This window comes from Anatilimnocola floriformis (genome assembly GCF_024256385.1).
In the GTDB taxonomy this organism is placed as follows: Bacteria; Planctomycetota; Planctomycetia; order Pirellulales; family Pirellulaceae; genus Anatilimnocola; species Anatilimnocola floriformis.
Genome location: NZ_JAMLFW010000001.1, coordinates 4,175,384 through 4,193,645 on the forward strand (window position 1 = coordinate 4,175,384; position 18,262 = coordinate 4,193,645).

Sequence of the window (18,262 nt, forward strand, 5' to 3'; positions counted from 1 at the left end):
TAGCCGCCCTCATCATATCACAGTCGCCTTTTGCTTCGCCAAAGGGCGCGTTGTTTCGTGCAGACGCTGCAATCGCTACGACCCGCACGGTCGTCTCGGCAGTGGGAAATTCCGCAGCCAAATTTGCTCGCGCTCCGGCTTGGCCCGTCAATGTGACGTAGGTTTGTTTGCACCGCTGCGCGCCTGCACGTGCTCCTGCCATTTTCTCTCCCACCTCCGCGGAATGTCTGTCGTGAAGTTCGCTGCCTTCCGCACCTGCGCAGCTCTCGCATTGCTCTTCATCGGCAGTGCAGTCGCAGTCGCGTTCGAAGCCATACCATCGGCCGAACAGCGGTTGCTCGCCGATGCCCGCGATGGCGAATTGCAGCAGTTTGAATTCATGGAAGCGGCGCTCATCGCCGGCGGCCTGCAGGATTCAGCAGCCCGCGAAGCTGTGCTCCGCGAACGCGAACTGAAGTATCAGTCTCTCGATCTCGCCGTGATCGCCCGCCTGCCGCGCGACCAGCGACCGGCCGCCTTGCTGGAAGGGATGCATCAGCAGATCCTGACCGGCTCGTTTCAACCAACGGCGACGCTCGTGCAGCAAACATTTGCGACGGGTGACTTCAACTGCGTGACGGCGACGATCATTTATCACGACCTGTGTGAGCGCGTGGGCGTGAATGCCGAAATCATCGCGCAAAGCGGCCATGTTTGCAGCCGTTTGATCACTTCGCGTGAAGAGATCGAAACGACGCGGGCCGATTGGTTCACCAATCCGGAATTGCGACAGAGCGAACAGCCGCGGCACGCGATTTCGGCGGTCGCGCTGGTCGGGCGGATTTACTATAACCGTGCGCTGGCGAAACTGGAACAAAAAGAGTTCGCCGCGGCGATCGAGTTGCTCGAGAAGAGCCTGGCCTGTGATGCCCGCGATCGCGACGCGCAGGAAAATCTGCTGGCCGGATTGAACAACTGGGCGCTATCACTGTGCGAACAAGGTGAGTACGCCACGGCCGCACGGCGGATTACCACGGGACTCGCGCTGAAGGCCGATTATCAGCCGCTGCTCAGCAATGATTTGCATGTGCATCAGCAATGGGTTGCCCAGCTGTGCCGCGAGCAAAACTTTGAGCAAGCGCTCCAGCTACTCGATGCTGGCAAGTCGCGCCGTCCCACAGCGCCGCTGTTCGTCAGCGGCCAGCGGGCGGTTTATACGGCGTGGCTGAAGTCTTGCAATGAGCAAGGCGACACGGCCGCGGCGGCAAAAGTACTGCGGCGAGCTCAAGAACAGCTCGGCGCGCAGGTGAAGCTGACGGTCGAAGCCCGGCCGATGCCGAAGGTAATTTCGGCAAAGGGCCGCAGCGAACGCCCCTAGTACGACTTCGCGATGTAGGCCCGCTTCGTCGTCGACTGGCCGGTGAAGATGCATTTACCGGGAATCTCTTCGAGCCCCATCGGCATGTTGCGGATGGTCAGCTTGTGCTTCTTCAGCAATTCGTCGACTTCTTTATTCTCGGTAAAGTGCGACAGTGCAAAGCCACCGTGAATCTCCGGCTCGTTCACGTTCTTCGGCGTGAACCAGGCGAGCAATTCGTCGAGCTTGTCGATGTTGCGGGTGTTGTCTTCGCGCAGCTTCAGAGCTCGCTGGAAGAGATTGTCCTGAATCGCTTGCAGCCGTGAAGAAATCGTGGCGACCAGTTCAGCACGATCGACGCCGGCCTTTTCGCCCGTATCACGCCGCGCGAGGAATACGCCGTTCTTGGCGATGTCCTTCGGCCCGATTTCGGCCCGCAACGGCACGCCGCGCTTGACGTGATACCAGTTCTTTTCGCCGCCGCGAATGTCGCGGTCGTCGATATGAACGCGAATCTTCGTGTCAGCGAAGTACTGGGCTTCGAGTTCCTTCTTCAGGCTTTGCACGTACGGAACGACTTGCGACTTCTCTTCGTCATTGCGATAGATCGGCAGCAGCACGATGTGCTTCGGCGCCAGGCGCGGCGGACAAATCAAGCCGTCGTCATCGCTGTGCGTCATGATCAGGCCGCCGATGAGCCGCGTCGAAACGCCCCACGAGGTCGTCCAGGCAAATTGCTCGGTGCTGTTTTGATCCTGGAATTTGATTCCTTGAGCGCGCGAGAAATTCTGACCGAGGAAGTGACTCGTGCCGGCTTGCAGCGCTTTGCGATCTTGCATCATGGCTTCGATCGAGTAGGTCGCGACCGCGCCGGGAAAGCGTTCACCAGCGGTCTTCTCACCTTTGATCACCGGCATCGCCATGTGCTGCTCGGCGAACTCGGCGTAGACGTCGAGCATCTTCATCGTCTCTTCGCGAGCCTCGGCTTCGGTCGCGTGAGCGGTGTGCCCCTCTTGCCAGAGGAACTCGGCCGTGCGGAGGAACAGCCGCGTCCGCATTTCCCAACGCACAACGTTGGCCCACTGATTGATCAGAATCGGCAGATCGCGATACGACTGCACCCACTTCGCATACATCGCGCCGATGATCGTTTCGCTCGTCGGCCGGACGATCAGCGGTTCCTCGAGCGGGCTCGCCGGCTGCAACTTGCCGTCGGCATCGGGCTGCAGACGGTGATGCGTGACGACTGCGCATTCCTTGGCGAAGCCTTCGACGTGATCGGCTTCCTTTTGCAGAAAGCTGAGCGGAATGAAGAGGGGGAAGTAGGCGTTTTCGTGGCCGGTGTCCTTGAACATGCCGTCGAGCACGCGCTGGATGTTCTCCCAAATGCCCCAGCCCCAGGGCTTGATGACCATGCAGCCGCGGACGTCGCTGTTTTCGGCGAGGTCGGCAGCCTTGATCACCTGCTGATACCACTCGGGATAATCTTCGGCACGGGTCGGTGAGATCGCAGTTTTGGCCATGGCCATCCTAGTTTCTGGCGATAGTTTTTGAGGGCAACGAGAGACTTGGCGCTTGATAGTTTCCGCTTGGCGGGACAATCCTTCAAGACAAACCGGCGTCTCGCAGGTTCGCTGGTGAAGCTGCCGATTGTAGAGGGAGGGCGAAAAATGGGGGAGAGGACAATACGCCATTACCGGAAGGGGAGTTGCCTTTCCAGCGGCTTGGCGAAATGCGTTGCATTCGAAAACGGCGGCCGCGATGATAGTCGCATGGCCGATTCCTCTCCTCTTCGATTCGCCATGCGGCGACAACTGCTGCAGACCGGTTCGCTCGGTCTGCTGGGGCTGACGTTGCCTCGGCTGCTGGCGGCGGAGAGCGAACGCGCAACGCAACGACCACGCAAAATTGCCAAGTCGTGCATTCTGATTTTTCTCGAAGGCGGGCCGTCGCACATCGACCTGTGGGACATGAAGCCCGCCGCTCCCGCCGATGTTCGCGGCGAGTTTCAGCCGATCCAGACGAAGACGCCCGGCGTGACGGTGTGCGAACACCTGCCGCAGTTGTCACAGCAGTGGCATCACTGGGCCCAGATCCGCTCGGTGCAGCACAAGATTGTCGATCACAACGCCGGCGCGTATTACATGCTCACCGGTCGTTCGCCGCTGAAGGGAGGCGACCTGATTACCGGCGATTTGCCCGATAACTTTCCGCCGTTCGGCGCTACGCTTGCGGCGCTGCGGCCCATCGACAAAAAGTTGCCGCCGTTTGTGCATCTGCCCGATATCATGTCGAACAACGGTAAGGATCTGCCGGGCGAACGAGCCGGCTTGCTCGGCGCTTCATTCGATCCGTTGATCGGCGGCGACCCGAGTGTGGCCAACTATTCCATCCCCGGCTTGTCGTTGCCTGCCGATATGAATGCAGCGCGCTTAAGTGAACGGCAGGCGTTACTGGCGGGACTAAATCAGCCGGCCGCTGCGGGAAGTGGTGGCAGTCGCTTCGAACAATTCCGCGCGAAGGCTTTCGAGCTGTTGTGCTCGACCGAAACGAAGCAAGCCTTTGATCTCTCGCGCGAATCGCCGCAGACGCGCGAGCGCTACGGCCTGCCCGATCGTGAAGATCGTTCGGTCGAGGCTCGCAAGTTTGGCGGCCTGCCACATTTAGGCCAGTGCTTGCTGTTGTCGCGACGGCTGATCGAAGCGGGAGTGCGACTGGTCACCGTCGTCAGCGGCCGGCGAATCGACCAGGCTTGGGATACCCATCGCGATCACTTTTCATTGCTAAAGAAATCGCTGCTGCCGTACACCGATCAAGGTGTCTCGGCATTGCTCGCCGATTTGCACGAGCGCGGCCTCCTCGAGGAAACGCTGGTGGTGATGATGGGCGAATTTGGCCGCACGCCGCGCCTGGGGCAGATCACGAGCAGTGCTGGCGCCGCTCGCGAGGGCCGCGATCATTGGCCTCATTGCTATACGGTGTTGCTCGCGGGAGGACCGGTGCAGAGCGGCGCGATCTATGGCGCATCGGACCGCATTGCCGCGTATCCGGCCAACGATCCGGTTTCGCCCGAAGACGTCGCTGCTACGATCTACGCAGCGCTTGGCATTCCGCCGGAGACGCGGATTTATGATCAACTGCAGCGACCACATTCCGTCGCGCTTGGTCAGCCGATCGGTGCGATCTTGTAGCCACGTTCGTCAGAGCGCGCGCGAATCCGCGATACCACGTCGATTTTCCCACCGTGTGCCGGCGGTGGCTACGGAGTCAGAATTGACCTCCGAAGAGTGGATGGCTAATATGGGTGGGCAACCTCCCTCGCCAGGTCGTGTATGAGCTATTCAGATCAATCTTCAGGCGGCACTACGGCTGCCGGCATCTTTGGCACCATTGTCTTGGTGGCCCTCGCAATCGGCTTGAAAGCGCTGTCGCGCAGCGGCGGACGAGCGCTTGTCCGCGAGCTGGTCAACAGCGCCAATTCTTCGAGCGAACCTGCTCCGCCTCAAGTCCGCCAGTCGACGCCGGAAGAAATCGCCGAGCGCAATCGTATTTTGGCTGAAAACGCGGCGCGAGCGGCTCGCGAAAAAGAAGAATGGGATCGACAGCAGAAGGCTGCGGCGGACGAAAGAGCCCGCAAAACAGCGGCAGATTTGCAGCGTCAGAACGACGCAGCTGCGCTCGGTCGCCAACAACGACAGGCTGAAGAGGCCGCGGAGGCGGAGCGGCAACGGGAGCTACGAGCAGCGCGGGAAGCCGAGAGAATGGCTCAAACTGGGCCTGGCCGGTTTGCGTTGCAACCCCAGTCCAATCAGCCGGTGCCGGTTCAGCCGGCAGCAGATCCGTCTGCCGTCATTCCACAAGCGCCGGGCTCCCCTTTGACTTCGCTAGACCAGATAAAGCCCAAGCAAACTGTGTTCGCGCGTGATCAGGCCGGCTGGTTTCCAGCCGTGGTCGTCAGCCGCCGCGGTGCAGAGATAACTGTCCGCTACACGACCAACGGCGTCGTCGATCGCGTCACGTACGACCGCATCCGCTTGCAGACAGGGGCGGACATGAACGGAGAAGCCGAAGCACGTCCACGCCTGAGTGAAGCCGCCGTCGAACGACCTGACAATATCGATGCGGCAGCGCCCATTCCTGCCGCAGTTAATCCAGTCCCGGTCATGCGCAAATGGATCAACGACACAGGCGAGTTCAAAGTCGATGCCGAACTGGTTGGCTTTGAGTTCAGTCTCGTGCAGTTGAAAAAGCGGGACGGCAAGGTGATTTCGATCCCGCTCGACAAGCTCTCCGTTGCCGATCAAGTGTATGTCCGTGAACGCTATAAATAGGCGAGTGTCACGTAGGCCGGAACAAACGGTACTCCGCGCAGTTCCGGCATGATCTGCAGTGCTACTCCCCGAGCAACTTCTTCACGCTCGGCTCAATCGCTTCGGCCCAAATCTCGTAGCCCTTCGGCGAGAGGTGCAAATAGTCCGGCATGATCTCCTTTTCGAGGGTGCCGTCTTCGGTGAGGAACTTGCTGCCGATGTCGAGATAGAAAATGCTCTTGTCGTCGGCCAGTTTGGCAATTCCTTCGTTGGCCGTTTTGATCCGCTTGCGGAAATCGGTATCGGGTTTGTTGTCGCGCGGGAACATGCCGAGCAGCAGAATTTCGGTGTCGGGCAATTTCGTGCGGAGCGTTTTCACTAACGCTTCGACGCCGCGGATCACATCCTCGGGCTTGTCGTTATGCAAGCCGAAGTTGTTGGTGCCGATCATCAGCACTATGGCTTTCGGCGACAGGCCCTCGAGCTCGCCATTGGTCATGCGCCAATGGACGTTCTGCGTCGTATCGCCGCCGATGCCGAAGTTCACGGCGTTGCGCGGCGTGTAGAACTTCTTCCAAGTGTCGTTGTTTCCCCAACCTTCGGTGATCGAGTCGCCCAGAAAGAGCAAATCGCACTTCCCTTCCTTGGCCCGCTGCAAAAACCGATCATGCCGAGCGTTCCAATCGGCGACTTTCATCCATGAGTATTCGCGCGTCCGCTGCGCGGGAACGGCGGCATCTTCTGCAGACAAACGGCTGACCAGCACAAGACTGAGAACGCAGCAACTAAGAACGGCACGCATCATGAATGGAATTCCGCATGAAGGAAGAGGTAACGTTTCTGAAGTCAGGCGGCTTGAGTATACTCGCCAGCAAGTGCCTGTTGCTGCGAGTACGCATTCTTGTCGCTGCGAGTACGCAGGCCGTTGTTTCTTCCTGTTCTCTACTGCGAGACTACTGCATGAGCTACGTCGACGGATTTCTCCTCTGTGTACCCGAAGCCAGGTTGCCCGAGTACGTGAAAATCGCCAAGAAGGCCGGCAAAATCTGGATGGAGCATGGCGCACTCGGCTACTACGAATGCCAAGGCGACGACCTGGAAATCGAAGGCTTGCAGTCGTTCAACAAGGTCGCCAAGCCCAAGGCCGGCGAAGTCGTAATGTTCTCGTTCATCATTCACAAGTCGCGCAAGCATCGCGATCAGGTGAATAAAAAAGTGATGGCCGATCCCCGCATCATGGAAGGGATGGATCCGAACAACATGCCGTTTGACATGAAGCGAATGGCGATGGGTGGTTTCAAGGCGCTCGTCGAATATCAATTGCAGAAAAAGTAAGGAACGGAATATGTCGCAAGCAAAATTGTCCTCGCCGGATAACGCCGCGCAGCCGAAGTGGATGACGATCAGCGGTTGGGTGCTGACGGTGCTGATCACGCTCGCGATGTCGGCGAGCGCTTTTATGAAGCTCACCGTGCCGCTGAAGATCGGCGACCATGAAAAGTTAGCGGCCGATTTTGAGAAGGGAGGTTTCTCGGTGCAGACGATGACCGCCATCGCCTGCGTAGAAATCTTCTGCGCGCTCGTTTATCTCTTTCCCCAGACAGCGGTTCTCGGCGCGGTGCTGCTCGAGGGTTACCTCGGCGGCGCTATCTGCGTACATGTGATCGGCAAGCAACCGATCTGGGCGCCGCTGATCATCGGCGTTGTGATGTGGCTCGGCATTTACTTGCGCGAACCGCGGTTGCGCTCGATCATGCCTTTGCGCTAGGATCACGTCGGAAAAATTTCGCGAGGATCATCGGCTATGAAGAATCCCATCCGCTGGTGGAACTTCAGTTTGCGGACGCTGCTGATCCTCGTCACGTTGTCATCGATCGCGTTTGCCTACGTCGGTTATCAGCTGAGTGTCGTGCGAGCGCGCAAGGCGCTGTTGAAGGAACTGATCGCTGACGGTTTTCATATCACGACGCAGGACGAAATCTCGCACGCGATGCAACCGCTGAAGCCGGTGGGAGTGCCCGATCCTTCTGTGCCAATCGTTCGCGCTTGGCTGGGCGACGAAGCAATCGCTCGCGTTGGCTATTTTCCGCATCAAAAGCCCAATGTGGAAAAGGCCGCTCGTATTAACCGTCTCGTTCCCGAGGCCAGCTTGGTCGAAATGGAACCCCTGCAAATTCCTTGTCACCCCGGCTGCTTCCCACACGGCACGCTTGTCGAGACCGCGGCAGGCCCGCGGCCAATTGAGTCAATTACTGTCGGCGACGAGGTTTACAGCATCTCGCCGCAGGGGAAAAAGATTTTGTTGCCGGTGGTGTCGATCTTTCGGACGACCAATCGACTATGGATTGTGCAAACGAACCGGGGAGAGCTGCGCACCACTGAAACGCAGCCACTTTGCCAGCGGCTCGATGCTTTCATTGACGTGGGAAAGTTGCAGCCGGGCGATACGATCCTGCGTTGGTCGGCGAGCGACTCGCCCGACGGTGAAGTTCAGATTGCCGAAGTAATTAGCAAAACAAAAACAGATGAAACGGTTCCCGTGATCAACCTGGTACTGGGAAACCGCGAGCCATTTATCGCCGGCGGATTTCTGGCCCGCAGCAAGCCGCCACGCGATGAGACGGCCGAAGTGAAACTCGATCAACATTTTCATCATCGACACGAGACACAACCATGACCAAAGTTCGCGTGCTGGTTGGCACCAAGAAGGGCGCGTTCATCATCAACAGCGATGCTGCGCGAAAAAAGTGGGACATCAGCGAAGTCCTCTTCGGCGGTTTGCCCATCTATCACATCAAGGGTTCGCCGGTGAACCCTGATCGTATCTACGCCTCACAAACCAGCGACTGGTTCGGACAGGTCGTACATCGCTCGAATGACGGCGGAAAAACCTGGGAGCAGGCCAGCAATCAATTCACTTACGAAGGTGAGGTCGGCACGCACTTGTGGTACGACGGCACACCGCATCCCTGGGAGTTCAAACGAATCTGGCACTTCGAACCGTCGCTCACCGACGCAGAAACCGTGTACGCCGGCGCCGAAGACGCCGCGATGTTCCGCTCGACCGACGGCGGCACGACCTGGCAGGAACAGACCGGTCTGCGAGGTCACGGCGGCGGCAACTACTGGCAGCCTGGCGCTGGCGGCATGGGTTTGCACACGATCTTGATCGATCCGACGAACCCCGATCGCATCTACGGCGCTATCTCCGCAGCCGGCGCGTTTCGCACCGACGACGGCGGTCAGACGTGGAAGCCGATCAATCGCGGCCTGGTTTCGCAGTACGTGCTGCCCGATCCGAATGCCGAAGTCGGGCACTGCGTGCATCGCATCGCGTTTCATCCGAGCAGGCCGAGCACACTCTACATGCAGAAGCATTGGGACGTGATGCGCAGCGATGACGCCGGCGAAAACTGGTACGACATCGGCGGCAACTTGCCGACGGACTTCGGTTTTCCGATCGAAGTGCACGCGCACGAGCCGGAGACGATCTACGTTGTGCCAATCAAGAGCGATTCGGAACACTATCCACCGGAAGGAAAACTCCGCGTCTATCGCAGCAAGTCGGGCGGCAATGAATGGGAAGCTCTGACCAACGGATTGCCCCAAGAGAATTGCTTCGTCAATATTCTCCGCGATGCGATGAGCCGCGACGAACTCGACCCCGGCGGCATCTACTTCGGCACCACCGGCGGTCAGGTTTATTGCAGTCCCGACGGCGGCAACAACTGGCAAACGATCGTTCGCGATCTACCTGCTGTGACAAGCGTGGAAGTGCAGACGTTGGAGTAAGGAGGAAGACAGGAAGGGTGTCCTACCGCCTTCTTCCCCCGCCCTTCATCCCTTTTTCTCTTCACCCCTTCCTCTCCATGCTCCGCGTTCATTTACCCTTCCATCTTCGGGGTCTCGCTGGTGTGACCGGCGAAGTGGAGTTGGATGTTGCTGAGCCGATCACGCAGCGAACGCTGCTTACTGCGCTGGAAGCAAAATTCCCGCAGCTGAAGGGGACGATTCGAGAACACGGCACGCAGCGCCGCCGCGCGTTCATTCGCTTCTTCGCCTGTCAGCAAGACGTGAGCAACGAAGATCCCGATGCGCCGTTGCCTGCTGCGGTTATTGCCGGCGAGGAGCCGTATATGGTGATCGGCGCGTTGTCGGGCGGCTGAGTTACTGCGCGATCGGCCAATCTCGAACTTCGTCGAGTGCCGCGTGCAGTGGTCCCTCGAGCTCGCGTGTCAGATGTTGAGCAGTAGGACTCACTCGGCTGTTGAAAAGGACGGCGATATTCAGGCCGTCGTGACGGCGAATCAAAATCGTCGATGTCCCCGGCAATGAGCCGGTATGCCAGGCGTTTCTCTGTTTGTTACGAAGTGGCCGAACCTGCCAGCCGAGAGCGTAATACGTTTCGCCGTATTTGATCGGCGGCGGTGAAAACATCGACACGATCGAACCGGCTTTGAGGAGCGGGCATTTCTCTGGCTCATCAAATGCCGCCGCAAAACGGACAAGATCGACGGCCGAGGCAATCCACCCGCCGTGCGAGTCGAGGACTTCGAGCTTGTACGCGCCATATGGAGCAGCCCGCTGCTGGCCGATTTCATTTTGAAAAACTGATCCCGACAGAGCCGGATCGTAATAGCGGACTTCGCCAGGAAAACGATCCTCGAGATGCGAACCGCCGATCCGCATGCTGGTGATCTGCAGTGGTTTCAGCACCTGGTCTTTCACATATTCCTCGTAAGGCCGCTGCGTGATCTTTTCGATCACACGGCCCAGCAGGCAATAGCCGTAGTTGGAATAGGCGTAGCGTTCGCCGGGCGGAAAATCGAGCGGCAGGCCGCGCATGTTGCGAATGATGTCATGCACATCGGGGGGCGAGGGCTTGCCGAGAGCCTTCGCGAATCGCAGCGATTGAAACATGCCGTCGAACGATTTGTCGCGATCCCAACCGCCGCGATGCTCGAGCAACTGGCGAATAGTGATCTCGGCCTGCCGTTCGTCGAGCTTGGCGTCACCGACGAGCAAAGGTTCGTCGTCGATGAACTTGTGCACGGGATCATCGAGTTTGAGTTTGCCTTGTTCGATCAATTGCAAAATCGCGACCGCAGTAAACGGTTTCGAAATGCTCGCAATCCGAAACAAACTTTCTGGCGAGACTGCTTCGCGAGTCGCGACATCAGCGAAACCGAAGCCGCGAGCGTAAACGAGCTTTCCTTCGCGCATCACGGCCACCGAGCAGCCGGGAACAGAATGCTTGTCGAGAAACGCGGGAAAGAGTTGATCGAGCGATTTGATTTTCGTGACGGATTTTGCAGCCGAAGTCGTCGCCGACGGCGGGCCTTTGTACCCAGGTCCGCGCAGCACACGACCGGGCCGACGCTTCGTTTGCACGCCGTCGTCCCAAACCAGTTCGCCGTTGACGAGAACGTACTTCATCCCTTCGGCCTGGGCATGCGGTTGGGCGAACGTGGCTTTGTCGGTGAACTTGTCGTAATCGAACACAATCACATCGGCGGCAGCGCCTTCTGTGATCCGGCCGCGATCAAAAGCAAGAATGTTGTTCGCCGCTGCTGCCGAAGCCTGCGAAATGGCTCGCTCCAACGAGATCGTTTGCTGCTCGCGTATAAACCGAGCGATGACGCGCGGAAACGCGCCGAAAGCTCGCGGATGCGAAGCGATGCGCGAACCACCGGCCGGACCGACGTCGGTGCAGAACGATACGAAGGGATGCTGCATCGCGAGTTGGATGTTCGCCTCTTGCATGCTCTCGGGGAGGACGAAAGCGCCCGCTTTGACGAGTTCGAAAAACGTGTCCCAGGGATCTTCCTTGCGGTCCTTCGCGATCTCGGCCAGGCTCTTGCCGGTCGTGCCGTTGAAACGCTCATCGTTGGTCTGGCCGATAATCAGCCTGTTCCAATCGCTGCCGATGTGGCGATACCAGTTTTCGTAATCGCGACTTTCTTCCATTTCTTTGCGGATTGTTTTTCGCAGTTCTGCATCGGCGACTTTCGCACGAAACGCCGGTTCGCCGGCAGCGAAGTGCCGCGGATGAATCAGCGCGGCGATGCCGAGGCCATTGTTGATGTAGGGATAAACATCGGCCGTCACTTGCTGGCCTCGCGCGCGGGCCGCTTTGATCTTGTCGATCGCTTGCGCCATTTTCGGCCAGTTCTGCTGGCCGGCCGCTTTGAGATGAAAGATATGCACCGGCATTTTCGCCTGTTCACCGATGGCCAGGGCTTCGTCGATGGCTTCGAGGAGCTTGTCTCCTTCGTTGCGCATGTGCGTGAAATACTTGCCGCCGAATTCACCGGCCACGCTCGCGAGCGCGGCGATCTCCTCCTGACTGGCATACACGGCCGGCGGATAAATGAGCGAGGTCGATACGCCGATCGCGCCAGCTTCCATTCCTTCGCGGACCAGTTGCTGCATTTGCTTCAGTTCATCGGGCGACGGTCGGCGATCGACTTCGCCCAGCACGAGTAGCCGCGCCTGAGTATGCCCGATTGTTTGCACCGCATTCACCGGTAGGCCTTGCATGTCGAGCAGCTGAAAATACTCTGCTGCCGTTTGCCAGCCGAGCGACTTGGCGTCGGCGGCCGATTGCGGCGCTTGCGAAACTCCTTCGCCACAGTTGATCGTCGTGATGCCCTGCGACAAGAGATTCGCCGCGGTCGCTGGATTGCGCAGCAGCGGCGTCGCCGTCTGGCCCATCATGTCGATGAAACCAGGCGCGACGATCAGCCCCTTGGCATCAATCACGCGGGCCGCGTTCGCCGCATCGACGCGGCCGATCTTGGCGATCTTGCCATCGCGAATTGCGACATCACCGCTGAACCAAACCGCGCCGCTCCCATCGACGATGCGGCCTCCCTGAATCACCACATCATAGCGCTCGGCGGCGGCAGCGAACGCCGTGGAGACAAGAACGAACAACGCAACCAGCAGAACAGGTGAGCGGAGCATGCGGCGTCTCAACGGAAGGATGCAGAGAGGGCAGTCCTGTTATAACCGCCGCCGCGCCTCACTTCATCCGCATTCTCACGCGAGCAAGTCGCGCAGGGCAGGCCGCAGTTCCGCAAACTGAAATTCAAAACCGGCCTCGCGCAGCCGCCGTGAGACCACATAACGGCCGTACAAAATCAACTCAGGATCGCTCCGCAAAAAATAGTGCGCGGCCAGACGAACCATCCAACCAAATGCCGGCAGACCGAGAGGCATTCCCACCGCCTTCCGCAGCTCTCGCATGAACTCTGCTTGTGAAACAGGATTCGGCGACGCCGCGATATAAGGGCCGCTCATGCTCTCATCCGTCAACGCGCGCACGAACAGGCGATTCAAATCTTGCTCGTGGATCCAGCTAATCCCTTGCTTCCCCGAGGCAATCGTCCCGGCCAGCCCCAGGCGCGCGAGTCGCGAAAGAGTGGTCAGCGCGCCGCCACCACCACCGCGATTGCGGCCGATCACGAAGCTGGTGCGAATGATCACGCCGCGCTGCGCAGGGAGTTTTCTGCGCTCGAACTCGTCTTCCCACGCACGGCCCACAAACGGGGCCAAGCCGATGCCGTAGGGCGAATCTTCGTCGCAGACGATCTCAGGCGGATCGCCATAGATGTGGGCCGTGCTCATTTGCACCCACACGGGTGGCGGGGACACGAGTGTTCGCATGGCCTGCCCCAGCACACGTGTCGACGCGGTGCGCGAGCGGAGAATTTCATCCTGGTGATCGGGCGATTTGATGCAATCGACGCTTCGCCCCGCCAGATTCACTACGGCAGCGGCTCCCTCCAGTTCCTGTTGCCACACGCCAAGGGTGTGAGCGTCCCAGGCGATATGTTTCCACGGTCCAGCAACCTTCGGCGGTGTGCGCGAGAGGATCACCACCTCAGCACCGAGTTCGGCTAGGTGCGTGGCGAGCGACAGGCCCAAAAAGCCGCTGCCGCCGGCGATGACGATTTTTCCTGGGATGGTCATGATGCTTGTCTCGAAGGTGGGTGTGCTGCGAGACTTGAACCGCAAAGGGATTTGCCGATTAACAGGGAGTTCTGCTGTGTGTAGGCATGCCCCGCGGGCGCACGAACCTGGGGGTTCGTACTACCGCCTTGTTTTGGCTCTTTATGGCATCTTCCTTGCAATCAATTGTGCTTCTCGCGCATCCTAGATGGTGCTCGTAGGGCAAGTCCCTAGTTACATGCGGCAGGAAATCAGGCGATGAACAAAATTCTCTTCGGCGTCTTGGCTTGGGCAGTCTTCGGCAGCATGCTGCTCCACGCCGACGACAAGAACAAGAATCAGAATAAGAAAAACGACGAAGCTGAAATCCGCGCTGCTCAGGCCAAGCTGGCGGACGCTCAGAAGGACGCCGTGGAAGCCAACAAAGATGTGCAGGAAGCTAAGCAGAATGTCACGAAGGTCCGCAGCGCGCTGGTCGCGCTGCGGCGAAAGATCGAGGATCAGGCCGACGGTTCCAGCGAAGTAAAAAAGGCACAAGAACGTGTCGACCAGGCACGTCAGACGCTCGAGCCGCTGGTCACGCCCATTCTGACCGCCGTTCATCAATCGCCAGAATACGTCGCCGCAGCGCAGAAGCGCGATCAACTCCGCGCGACGCTCGATAGCGCGCCCGATCGAGCCGCCGCAGCCAAACAGATTGCCGACGCCGAAGCCGGGCTGCGAAAGCTGGAAGCGACCGCCATCGAAAAGGTCCCTGCCGCCGCGAAGGCAAAGGCCGCGGTCAGCAAAGCGGAGGAGCACCTCCGCGAAGTTCTCGCCAAGGCCGACGAAGTGCTACTGAAAGATCCGAAATACGCCGCAGCCAAACGCGACCTGGATAAAGCCGAAAACCAAGCCGACGCCGCCGCCGCCAAAGCGGTTGCCAAACATCGGGCCGTTGCTGCCGCCCAGCAAAAAGTTCAAGCCGAGATTGTTGAAGAACGAAAAGAAGACGCCCGCGAACGGGCTCAGCAGCAGAAGAAAAAGAACAACAATAAGAAGTAACCGCACCGTTCGCTATCGTCGCGAGTTACAAAAAAAGACCGCGGATCTTTCGATCCGCGGTCCTCTGTGTTTCTCGAGCTCCTAGCTCCCAGTTTCCAACTCCCTGCCTTACTTCCCAGCCGGCGGAGGCAGCGAAGCGACCAACCGCATCGACACGTTCAGCGCGTCGAGTTGGAAGTGTGGCCGCAGGAAGGCGACCGCTTCGTATTGGCCGGGGCGGCCCGGGATTTCGCGGACGTCGACGCGAGCGTCGGCGAGCGGCATCTTGGCCAGCGATTCTTGGTTGGCCGTTTCCGGGTTCGGGTGCTTGTAGGTTTCGATCCATTCGTTGAGCCAGCGTTCGCATTGACCGCGGCTCATGAAGCTGCCGATCTTGTCGCGAGCGATGGCCTTCAGGTAGTGGGCGAACCGGCTGACGCAGAGCATGTATTGCAACTGCGTGCTGAGGCGGGCATTGGCGTTGGCTTCGTCTTTGTTGTAGAGCTTGGCCTTTTGGCAGCTCTGCGTGGCGAAGAACGCAGCAAAGTCGCGGCCCTTGCAGTGCACCAGCGGAATGAAGCCGAGGTCGCTGAATTCCTTTTCGCGACGATCGGTGATCGCCACTTCGGTCGGGCACTTCAGGGCGACATCGCCTTCGTCGGTCTTGAAGGTATGCGTCGGCAGGCCTTCGACCAGACCGCCACCTTGCACGCCGCGGATCGAAGCCAGCCAACCGTGCTGGGCGAACGAATCGGTGATCCGAGCGGCAAGGGCGTAGGCGGCGTTGCCCCACAGATACTTGCGGTGATCGCGGCCGTCGACGTCTTCTTCGTAGTTGAAGCCTTCGACCGGCTTGGTCTTAGCGCCATACGGCAGACGCATCAGCACGTGCGGCAAGCACATGCCTACATAACGGCTGTCTTCCGATTCGCGGAAGCTCTTCCACTTGGCGTATTCGACCGTGTCGAAGATCTTCGCCAGGTCACGTTTGCTGTCGATATCGGTGAAGCGGTCGAGGCCGAACAGCTCGGAGTTCGCGGCGGTGAAGAACGGCGCGTGAGCAGCGGCGGCAACTTGGGCCATCTTTTCGATGAACAGCATGTCATCGGGATGGTTGCTGATTTCGTAGTCGCCAATCAGCGTGCCGTAGGGAGCACCACCGAACGTGCCGTACTCTTCTTCGTAGACCATCTTGAAGAGAGCACTCTGATCAAATTCGATCGCGTTTTCGAGGTTCTTGCGAACTTCGTTCTTGCTGGCGTTCAGCACGCGAATCTTCAAGCTGGTGCTCGTCTCTGTCTTGTCGACGAGATAGAACAACCCGCGCCAGGAGCCTTCGAGCTTTTGGAACTCTTCGGCGTGCATGATTTCGTTGAGCTGCGCCGACAACAGCCGGTCGATCTCCGAAATCCAGTAGTTGATCTGCTTCTCGACGTCTTTACTGACGGTGGCCTGACCGCTCATCAATTGCTTGACGAAGGTTTGCAGCAGGTCCTTGGCCCGTTCGATTTGAGCGTCGCTCTTGGGCTTGGTGGCAGTCACCACCTGGTCGAGAAAACTCGCTTCCGTGGTGGTCGTCGTCGCGCCGGCGGCGCCTTGGGCTTGGGTTTCAGCCATCGTCATGGTCTCCAACCGAAAAATGTGTGCGAAATTGTGTGGTGTGGCCGGGAAAGCGACTTGGCTTTAGCCTTCCTTGGTCGGTTCGACGTTCAGCGATTTGCCCATGTCTTGCTGCAGGTTGGCGTTGTTCAGCACCTGCTCGAGCAAGCCGGTGAGCTTGTCGTTGCCGTCCATCTTGGTCTTCAGCTCTTCGAGCTGTTGACGGGCTTCGAGCAGTTTGCGGAGCGGCTCGACTTGTTGAACCACGTTTTCGGGGCTGAAGTCCGACAGATTGTTGAAGCGGAGCTCGACGTTCAGTTTGCTGTCGGCTTTGCCGCTGATCTTGTCTTCCACGCGGTAAGCGAGCCGCGGGGTCATGCTCTTCATGACTTCGTTGAAGTTGTCGCGATCGATTTCGACAAACTTGCGATCCTTGAGCTTCGGCAGAGGTTGATCGGGTTTGCCGGAGTAGTCACCCATCACGCCGACGACGAAGGGCAATTCTTTCAGCTCGAGGGCGTTGCCGATTTCGACTTCGTACTTGATCTGCACGCGGGGGGGACGAACGCGTTCGAGCTTCTTCTGAATGCTGTCACCGGCCATGTTTTCGATCCTTTGTCTGAAGGGAACTAACGTTGTGCGGAACTATTGCTGTGCGGTTGAGAGCGTGGCGTGATCTGCTAATCGTAAAAACGGACGAAATGTTACAGCCTGGTTCTCAAATCCTAGGTTGCGGCAAATCTTTTTTGACAAATCCAGTTACTGCTGCTCCTCGGAATAACCGCTACCACTGTCGTAACTGCTGTCGGACGAGCCATAGGCGTCGGGTTTGATGCCGAGCGTGGTGTTGATTCGTTCGCGGGCAGCGTCGTCGGTGACAAGTTCTAACAGCAGCTTCTCGAACGGCATTTCGCTCCAAGTGATCGCCCGGTTGATCAGGTACGACACGGGGCTGTGCGGTTCGGCTTGCTTCAAAAAGTCGGCGATCTCGCGCAATCGATTCAGGGCTTCGGCCCGATTGCGGATGGGGCCCGCATGACCGTTGCCGTTGCTCATGGTCGAAGTTTCCTCGCTGGAGCTTTCCGATTCGTCGCTGGTTTCCGCCACGGCTGCCTGAGCCGTGAGCGAAATGCCGCGACTCTTGCAGATGCTTTCGATCCGGTTTTTGCACAGGGCGAGCGCTTCGCGAACCTTGGTTACGTCCGGCGCCACATCGCGGCCAAAGCGATCGTTCGTCGCATCTTTGAAGGCCTCGAGCGCTTCGGCAGCGCCGACGATGTCTTCGTGCGACGAGATCAAAAAGGCCGCCGGCGTGCTGCCGATCACCTTGGCCATGCCGGCGGCAAAGGGAAGTGCGCTGTCGGACTTCTTTTCGTTGATCAGCACGTGCAGGTTGTAAGTAACCGGCACTCGCTTACTGTCGTCGCCATCCATCGGCGCGGGGTTGTTCGTGAGCGGGACCTCACGAATCCAGATCGGCGCTTCGGTCTCGCGGCAGAGGGCCAGCAGCGGGCTGACGCGCGATTCGAGATCGCCCGTGTCTTCGTCGGGCAGGGGATTGAGCGTATCCCAATATTCATTGATCAAACTGTTGGTGAACAGCAGACCATCACGCAAACCAGCGAAGCCGTGGCGATTCGTGAGAGCTTGAATCAAGCGACCGGCGAAGCGCAGGTCTTTGCTCTTGTTCTTCAAACCGGCCGAGCACTTGTCGATCATGGCCCGCCATTCGCCAGGTCTGGCCGATTCGATCCCTTCGCTGACCCCTTTGTCCTGTTGCGGCAGGAGCTTGTTGATTTCGTCAAACTCGGGCGCGCTGGAGCGGAGCGCCGCGCCGGCGGGGTTGTCGCCAGGTATCGGAGCCAGCAGTAATGCGGCATCGATGACGGGTGGTGTGGGCACGTGTTGACTTTCGAAGTCGACTTACAGTCCGCCCGATTTTGCGGCCTGGTGTTGAACTAGGCCACAACCCCACAAGTGGGCGAAAATTATCTTAGGGGTCGTGAGGGGCAGTGTAAATAATGCGGCTTGTGGAAGAGCT

General features: G+C 58.9%; 16 protein-coding genes. 9 read left to right on the top strand and 7 right to left on the bottom strand.

From position 1 onward, the window contains the following. Positions 1-232 precede the first annotated feature (232 nt). Entirely contained in the window at positions 233-1,357 is a 1,125-nt protein-coding gene (locus M9Q49_RS16070) for a hypothetical protein (protein WP_254509819.1), read from the top strand. Here the strand turns inward: M9Q49_RS16070 and proS are convergent. Continuing rightward, positions 1,354-2,865, bottom strand: coding sequence for a proline--tRNA ligase (gene proS, locus M9Q49_RS16075; protein WP_254509820.1), 1,512 nt, complete (start codon positions 2,863-2,865; stop codon positions 1,354-1,356). The genes M9Q49_RS16070 and proS overlap by 4 nt on opposite strands. 273 nt (positions 2,866-3,138) lie before the next feature. On the opposite strand from proS, the gene M9Q49_RS16080 reads away from it, so the two are divergent. Continuing rightward, positions 3,139-4,527, top strand: a complete 1,389-nt coding sequence (locus tag M9Q49_RS16080; RefSeq protein WP_254509821.1) for a DUF1501 domain-containing protein — start codon at positions 3,139-3,141, stop codon at positions 4,525-4,527. 141 nt (positions 4,528-4,668) lie between these two features. After that, the gene (locus M9Q49_RS16085) at positions 4,669-5,667 is read left to right on the top strand and encodes an SHD1 domain-containing protein (protein ID WP_254509822.1); all 999 of its coding nucleotides are present in this window, start codon (positions 4,669-4,671) and stop codon (positions 5,665-5,667) included. 61 nt (positions 5,668-5,728) lie between these two features. Here the strand turns inward: M9Q49_RS16085 and M9Q49_RS16090 are convergent, their stop codons facing one another. After that, entirely contained in the window at positions 5,729-6,451 is a 723-nt protein-coding gene (locus M9Q49_RS16090) for a platelet-activating factor acetylhydrolase IB subunit (RefSeq protein WP_254509823.1), read from the bottom strand. A gap of 155 nt (positions 6,452-6,606) precedes the next feature. Here M9Q49_RS16090 and M9Q49_RS16095 point away from each other — a divergent pair, with 155 nt between their 5' ends. From M9Q49_RS16095 to M9Q49_RS16115, 5 genes are all read left to right on the top strand, one after another. Then, the gene (locus tag M9Q49_RS16095) at positions 6,607-6,981 is read left to right on the top strand and encodes a DUF1428 domain-containing protein (protein ID WP_254509824.1); all 375 of its coding nucleotides are present in this window, start codon (positions 6,607-6,609) and stop codon (positions 6,979-6,981) included. Between the two features lie 10 nt (positions 6,982-6,991). After that, positions 6,992-7,414 carry a DoxX family protein gene (locus tag M9Q49_RS16100; protein ID WP_254509825.1) on the top strand — a complete coding sequence of 141 codons (423 nt, stop codon included), beginning with the start codon at positions 6,992-6,994 and terminating at the stop codon, positions 7,412-7,414. Positions 7,415-7,450: 36 nt separating this feature from the next. Further along, positions 7,451-8,323: a Hint domain-containing protein gene (locus M9Q49_RS16105; protein ID WP_254509826.1), complete on the top strand. Its 873-nt coding sequence runs from the start codon at positions 7,451-7,453 to the stop codon at positions 8,321-8,323. Beyond that, on the top strand, positions 8,320-9,438 hold the full coding sequence (locus tag M9Q49_RS16110; protein ID WP_254509827.1) for a WD40/YVTN/BNR-like repeat-containing protein: 1,119 nt from the start codon (positions 8,320-8,322) through the stop codon (positions 9,436-9,438). Before M9Q49_RS16105 ends, M9Q49_RS16110 begins: the two co-directional genes overlap by 4 nt. Before the next feature lie 77 nt (positions 9,439-9,515). Further along, on the top strand, positions 9,516-9,812 hold the full coding sequence (locus tag M9Q49_RS16115; RefSeq protein WP_254509828.1) for a hypothetical protein: 297 nt from the start codon (positions 9,516-9,518) through the stop codon (positions 9,810-9,812). 1 nt (position 9,813) lies between these two features. Here the strand turns inward: M9Q49_RS16115 and M9Q49_RS16120 are convergent, their stop codons facing one another. Further along, on the bottom strand, positions 9,814-12,612 hold the full coding sequence (locus tag M9Q49_RS16120) for a serine hydrolase (protein ID WP_254509829.1): 2,799 nt from the start codon (positions 12,610-12,612) through the stop codon (positions 9,814-9,816). Between the two features lie 75 nt (positions 12,613-12,687). Continuing rightward, positions 12,688-13,620: an epimerase gene (locus M9Q49_RS16125; RefSeq protein ID WP_254509830.1), complete on the bottom strand. Its 933-nt coding sequence runs from the start codon at positions 13,618-13,620 to the stop codon at positions 12,688-12,690. A 237-nt stretch (positions 13,621-13,857) separates the two neighbouring features. On the opposite strand from M9Q49_RS16125, the gene M9Q49_RS16130 reads away from it, so the two are divergent. Beyond that, positions 13,858-14,643 (top strand): hypothetical protein, encoded by a 786-nt coding sequence (locus M9Q49_RS16130; protein WP_254509831.1) that lies wholly within the window; start codon positions 13,858-13,860, stop codon positions 14,641-14,643. A 108-nt stretch (positions 14,644-14,751) separates the two neighbouring features. On the opposite strand, the gene tssC is transcribed toward M9Q49_RS16130, so the two are convergent. From tssC to tssA, 3 genes are all read right to left on the bottom strand, one after another. After that, on the bottom strand, positions 14,752-16,239 hold the full coding sequence (gene tssC, locus M9Q49_RS16135) for a type VI secretion system contractile sheath large subunit (protein ID WP_254509832.1): 1,488 nt from the start codon (positions 16,237-16,239) through the stop codon (positions 14,752-14,754). Positions 16,240-16,305: 66 nt separating this feature from the next. Continuing rightward, positions 16,306-16,824 carry a type VI secretion system contractile sheath small subunit gene (tssB, locus tag M9Q49_RS16140; protein ID WP_254509833.1) on the bottom strand — a complete coding sequence of 173 codons (519 nt, stop codon included), beginning with the start codon at positions 16,822-16,824 and terminating at the stop codon, positions 16,306-16,308. Between the two features lie 156 nt (positions 16,825-16,980). Then, entirely contained in the window at positions 16,981-18,123 is a 1,143-nt protein-coding gene (gene tssA / locus M9Q49_RS16145) for a type VI secretion system protein TssA (protein ID WP_254509834.1), read from the bottom strand. Positions 18,124-18,262 lie beyond the last annotated feature (139 nt).

Coding starts and splice junctions, on each gene's coding strand:
- tssC (WP_254509832.1), bottom strand. CDS start 16,239: ATGGCTGAAACCCAAGCCCAAGGCGCCGCCGGCGCGACGACGACCACC.
- M9Q49_RS16105 (WP_254509826.1), top strand. CDS start 7,451: ATGAAGAATCCCATCCGCTGGTGGAACTTCAGTTTGCGGACGCTGCTG.
- M9Q49_RS16125 (WP_254509830.1), bottom strand. CDS start 13,620: ATGACCATCCCAGGAAAAATCGTCATCGCCGGCGGCAGCGGCTTTTTG.
- tssB (WP_254509833.1), bottom strand. CDS start 16,824: ATGGCCGGTGACAGCATTCAGAAGAAGCTCGAACGCGTTCGTCCCCCC.
- M9Q49_RS16130 (WP_254509831.1), top strand. CDS start 13,858: ATGAACAAAATTCTCTTCGGCGTCTTGGCTTGGGCAGTCTTCGGCAGC.
- M9Q49_RS16115 (WP_254509828.1), top strand. CDS start 9,516: ATGCTCCGCGTTCATTTACCCTTCCATCTTCGGGGTCTCGCTGGTGTG.
- M9Q49_RS16110 (WP_254509827.1), top strand. CDS start 8,320: ATGACCAAAGTTCGCGTGCTGGTTGGCACCAAGAAGGGCGCGTTCATC.
- M9Q49_RS16085 (WP_254509822.1), top strand. CDS start 4,669: ATGAGCTATTCAGATCAATCTTCAGGCGGCACTACGGCTGCCGGCATC.
- proS (WP_254509820.1), bottom strand. CDS start 2,865: ATGGCCATGGCCAAAACTGCGATCTCACCGACCCGTGCCGAAGATTAT.
- M9Q49_RS16120 (WP_254509829.1), bottom strand. CDS start 12,612: ATGCTCCGCTCACCTGTTCTGCTGGTTGCGTTGTTCGTTCTTGTCTCC.
- M9Q49_RS16095 (WP_254509824.1), top strand. CDS start 6,607: ATGAGCTACGTCGACGGATTTCTCCTCTGTGTACCCGAAGCCAGGTTG.
- M9Q49_RS16090 (WP_254509823.1), bottom strand. CDS start 6,451: ATGATGCGTGCCGTTCTTAGTTGCTGCGTTCTCAGTCTTGTGCTGGTC.
- M9Q49_RS16100 (WP_254509825.1), top strand. CDS start 6,992: ATGTCGCAAGCAAAATTGTCCTCGCCGGATAACGCCGCGCAGCCGAAG.
- M9Q49_RS16080 (WP_254509821.1), top strand. CDS start 3,139: ATGCGGCGACAACTGCTGCAGACCGGTTCGCTCGGTCTGCTGGGGCTG.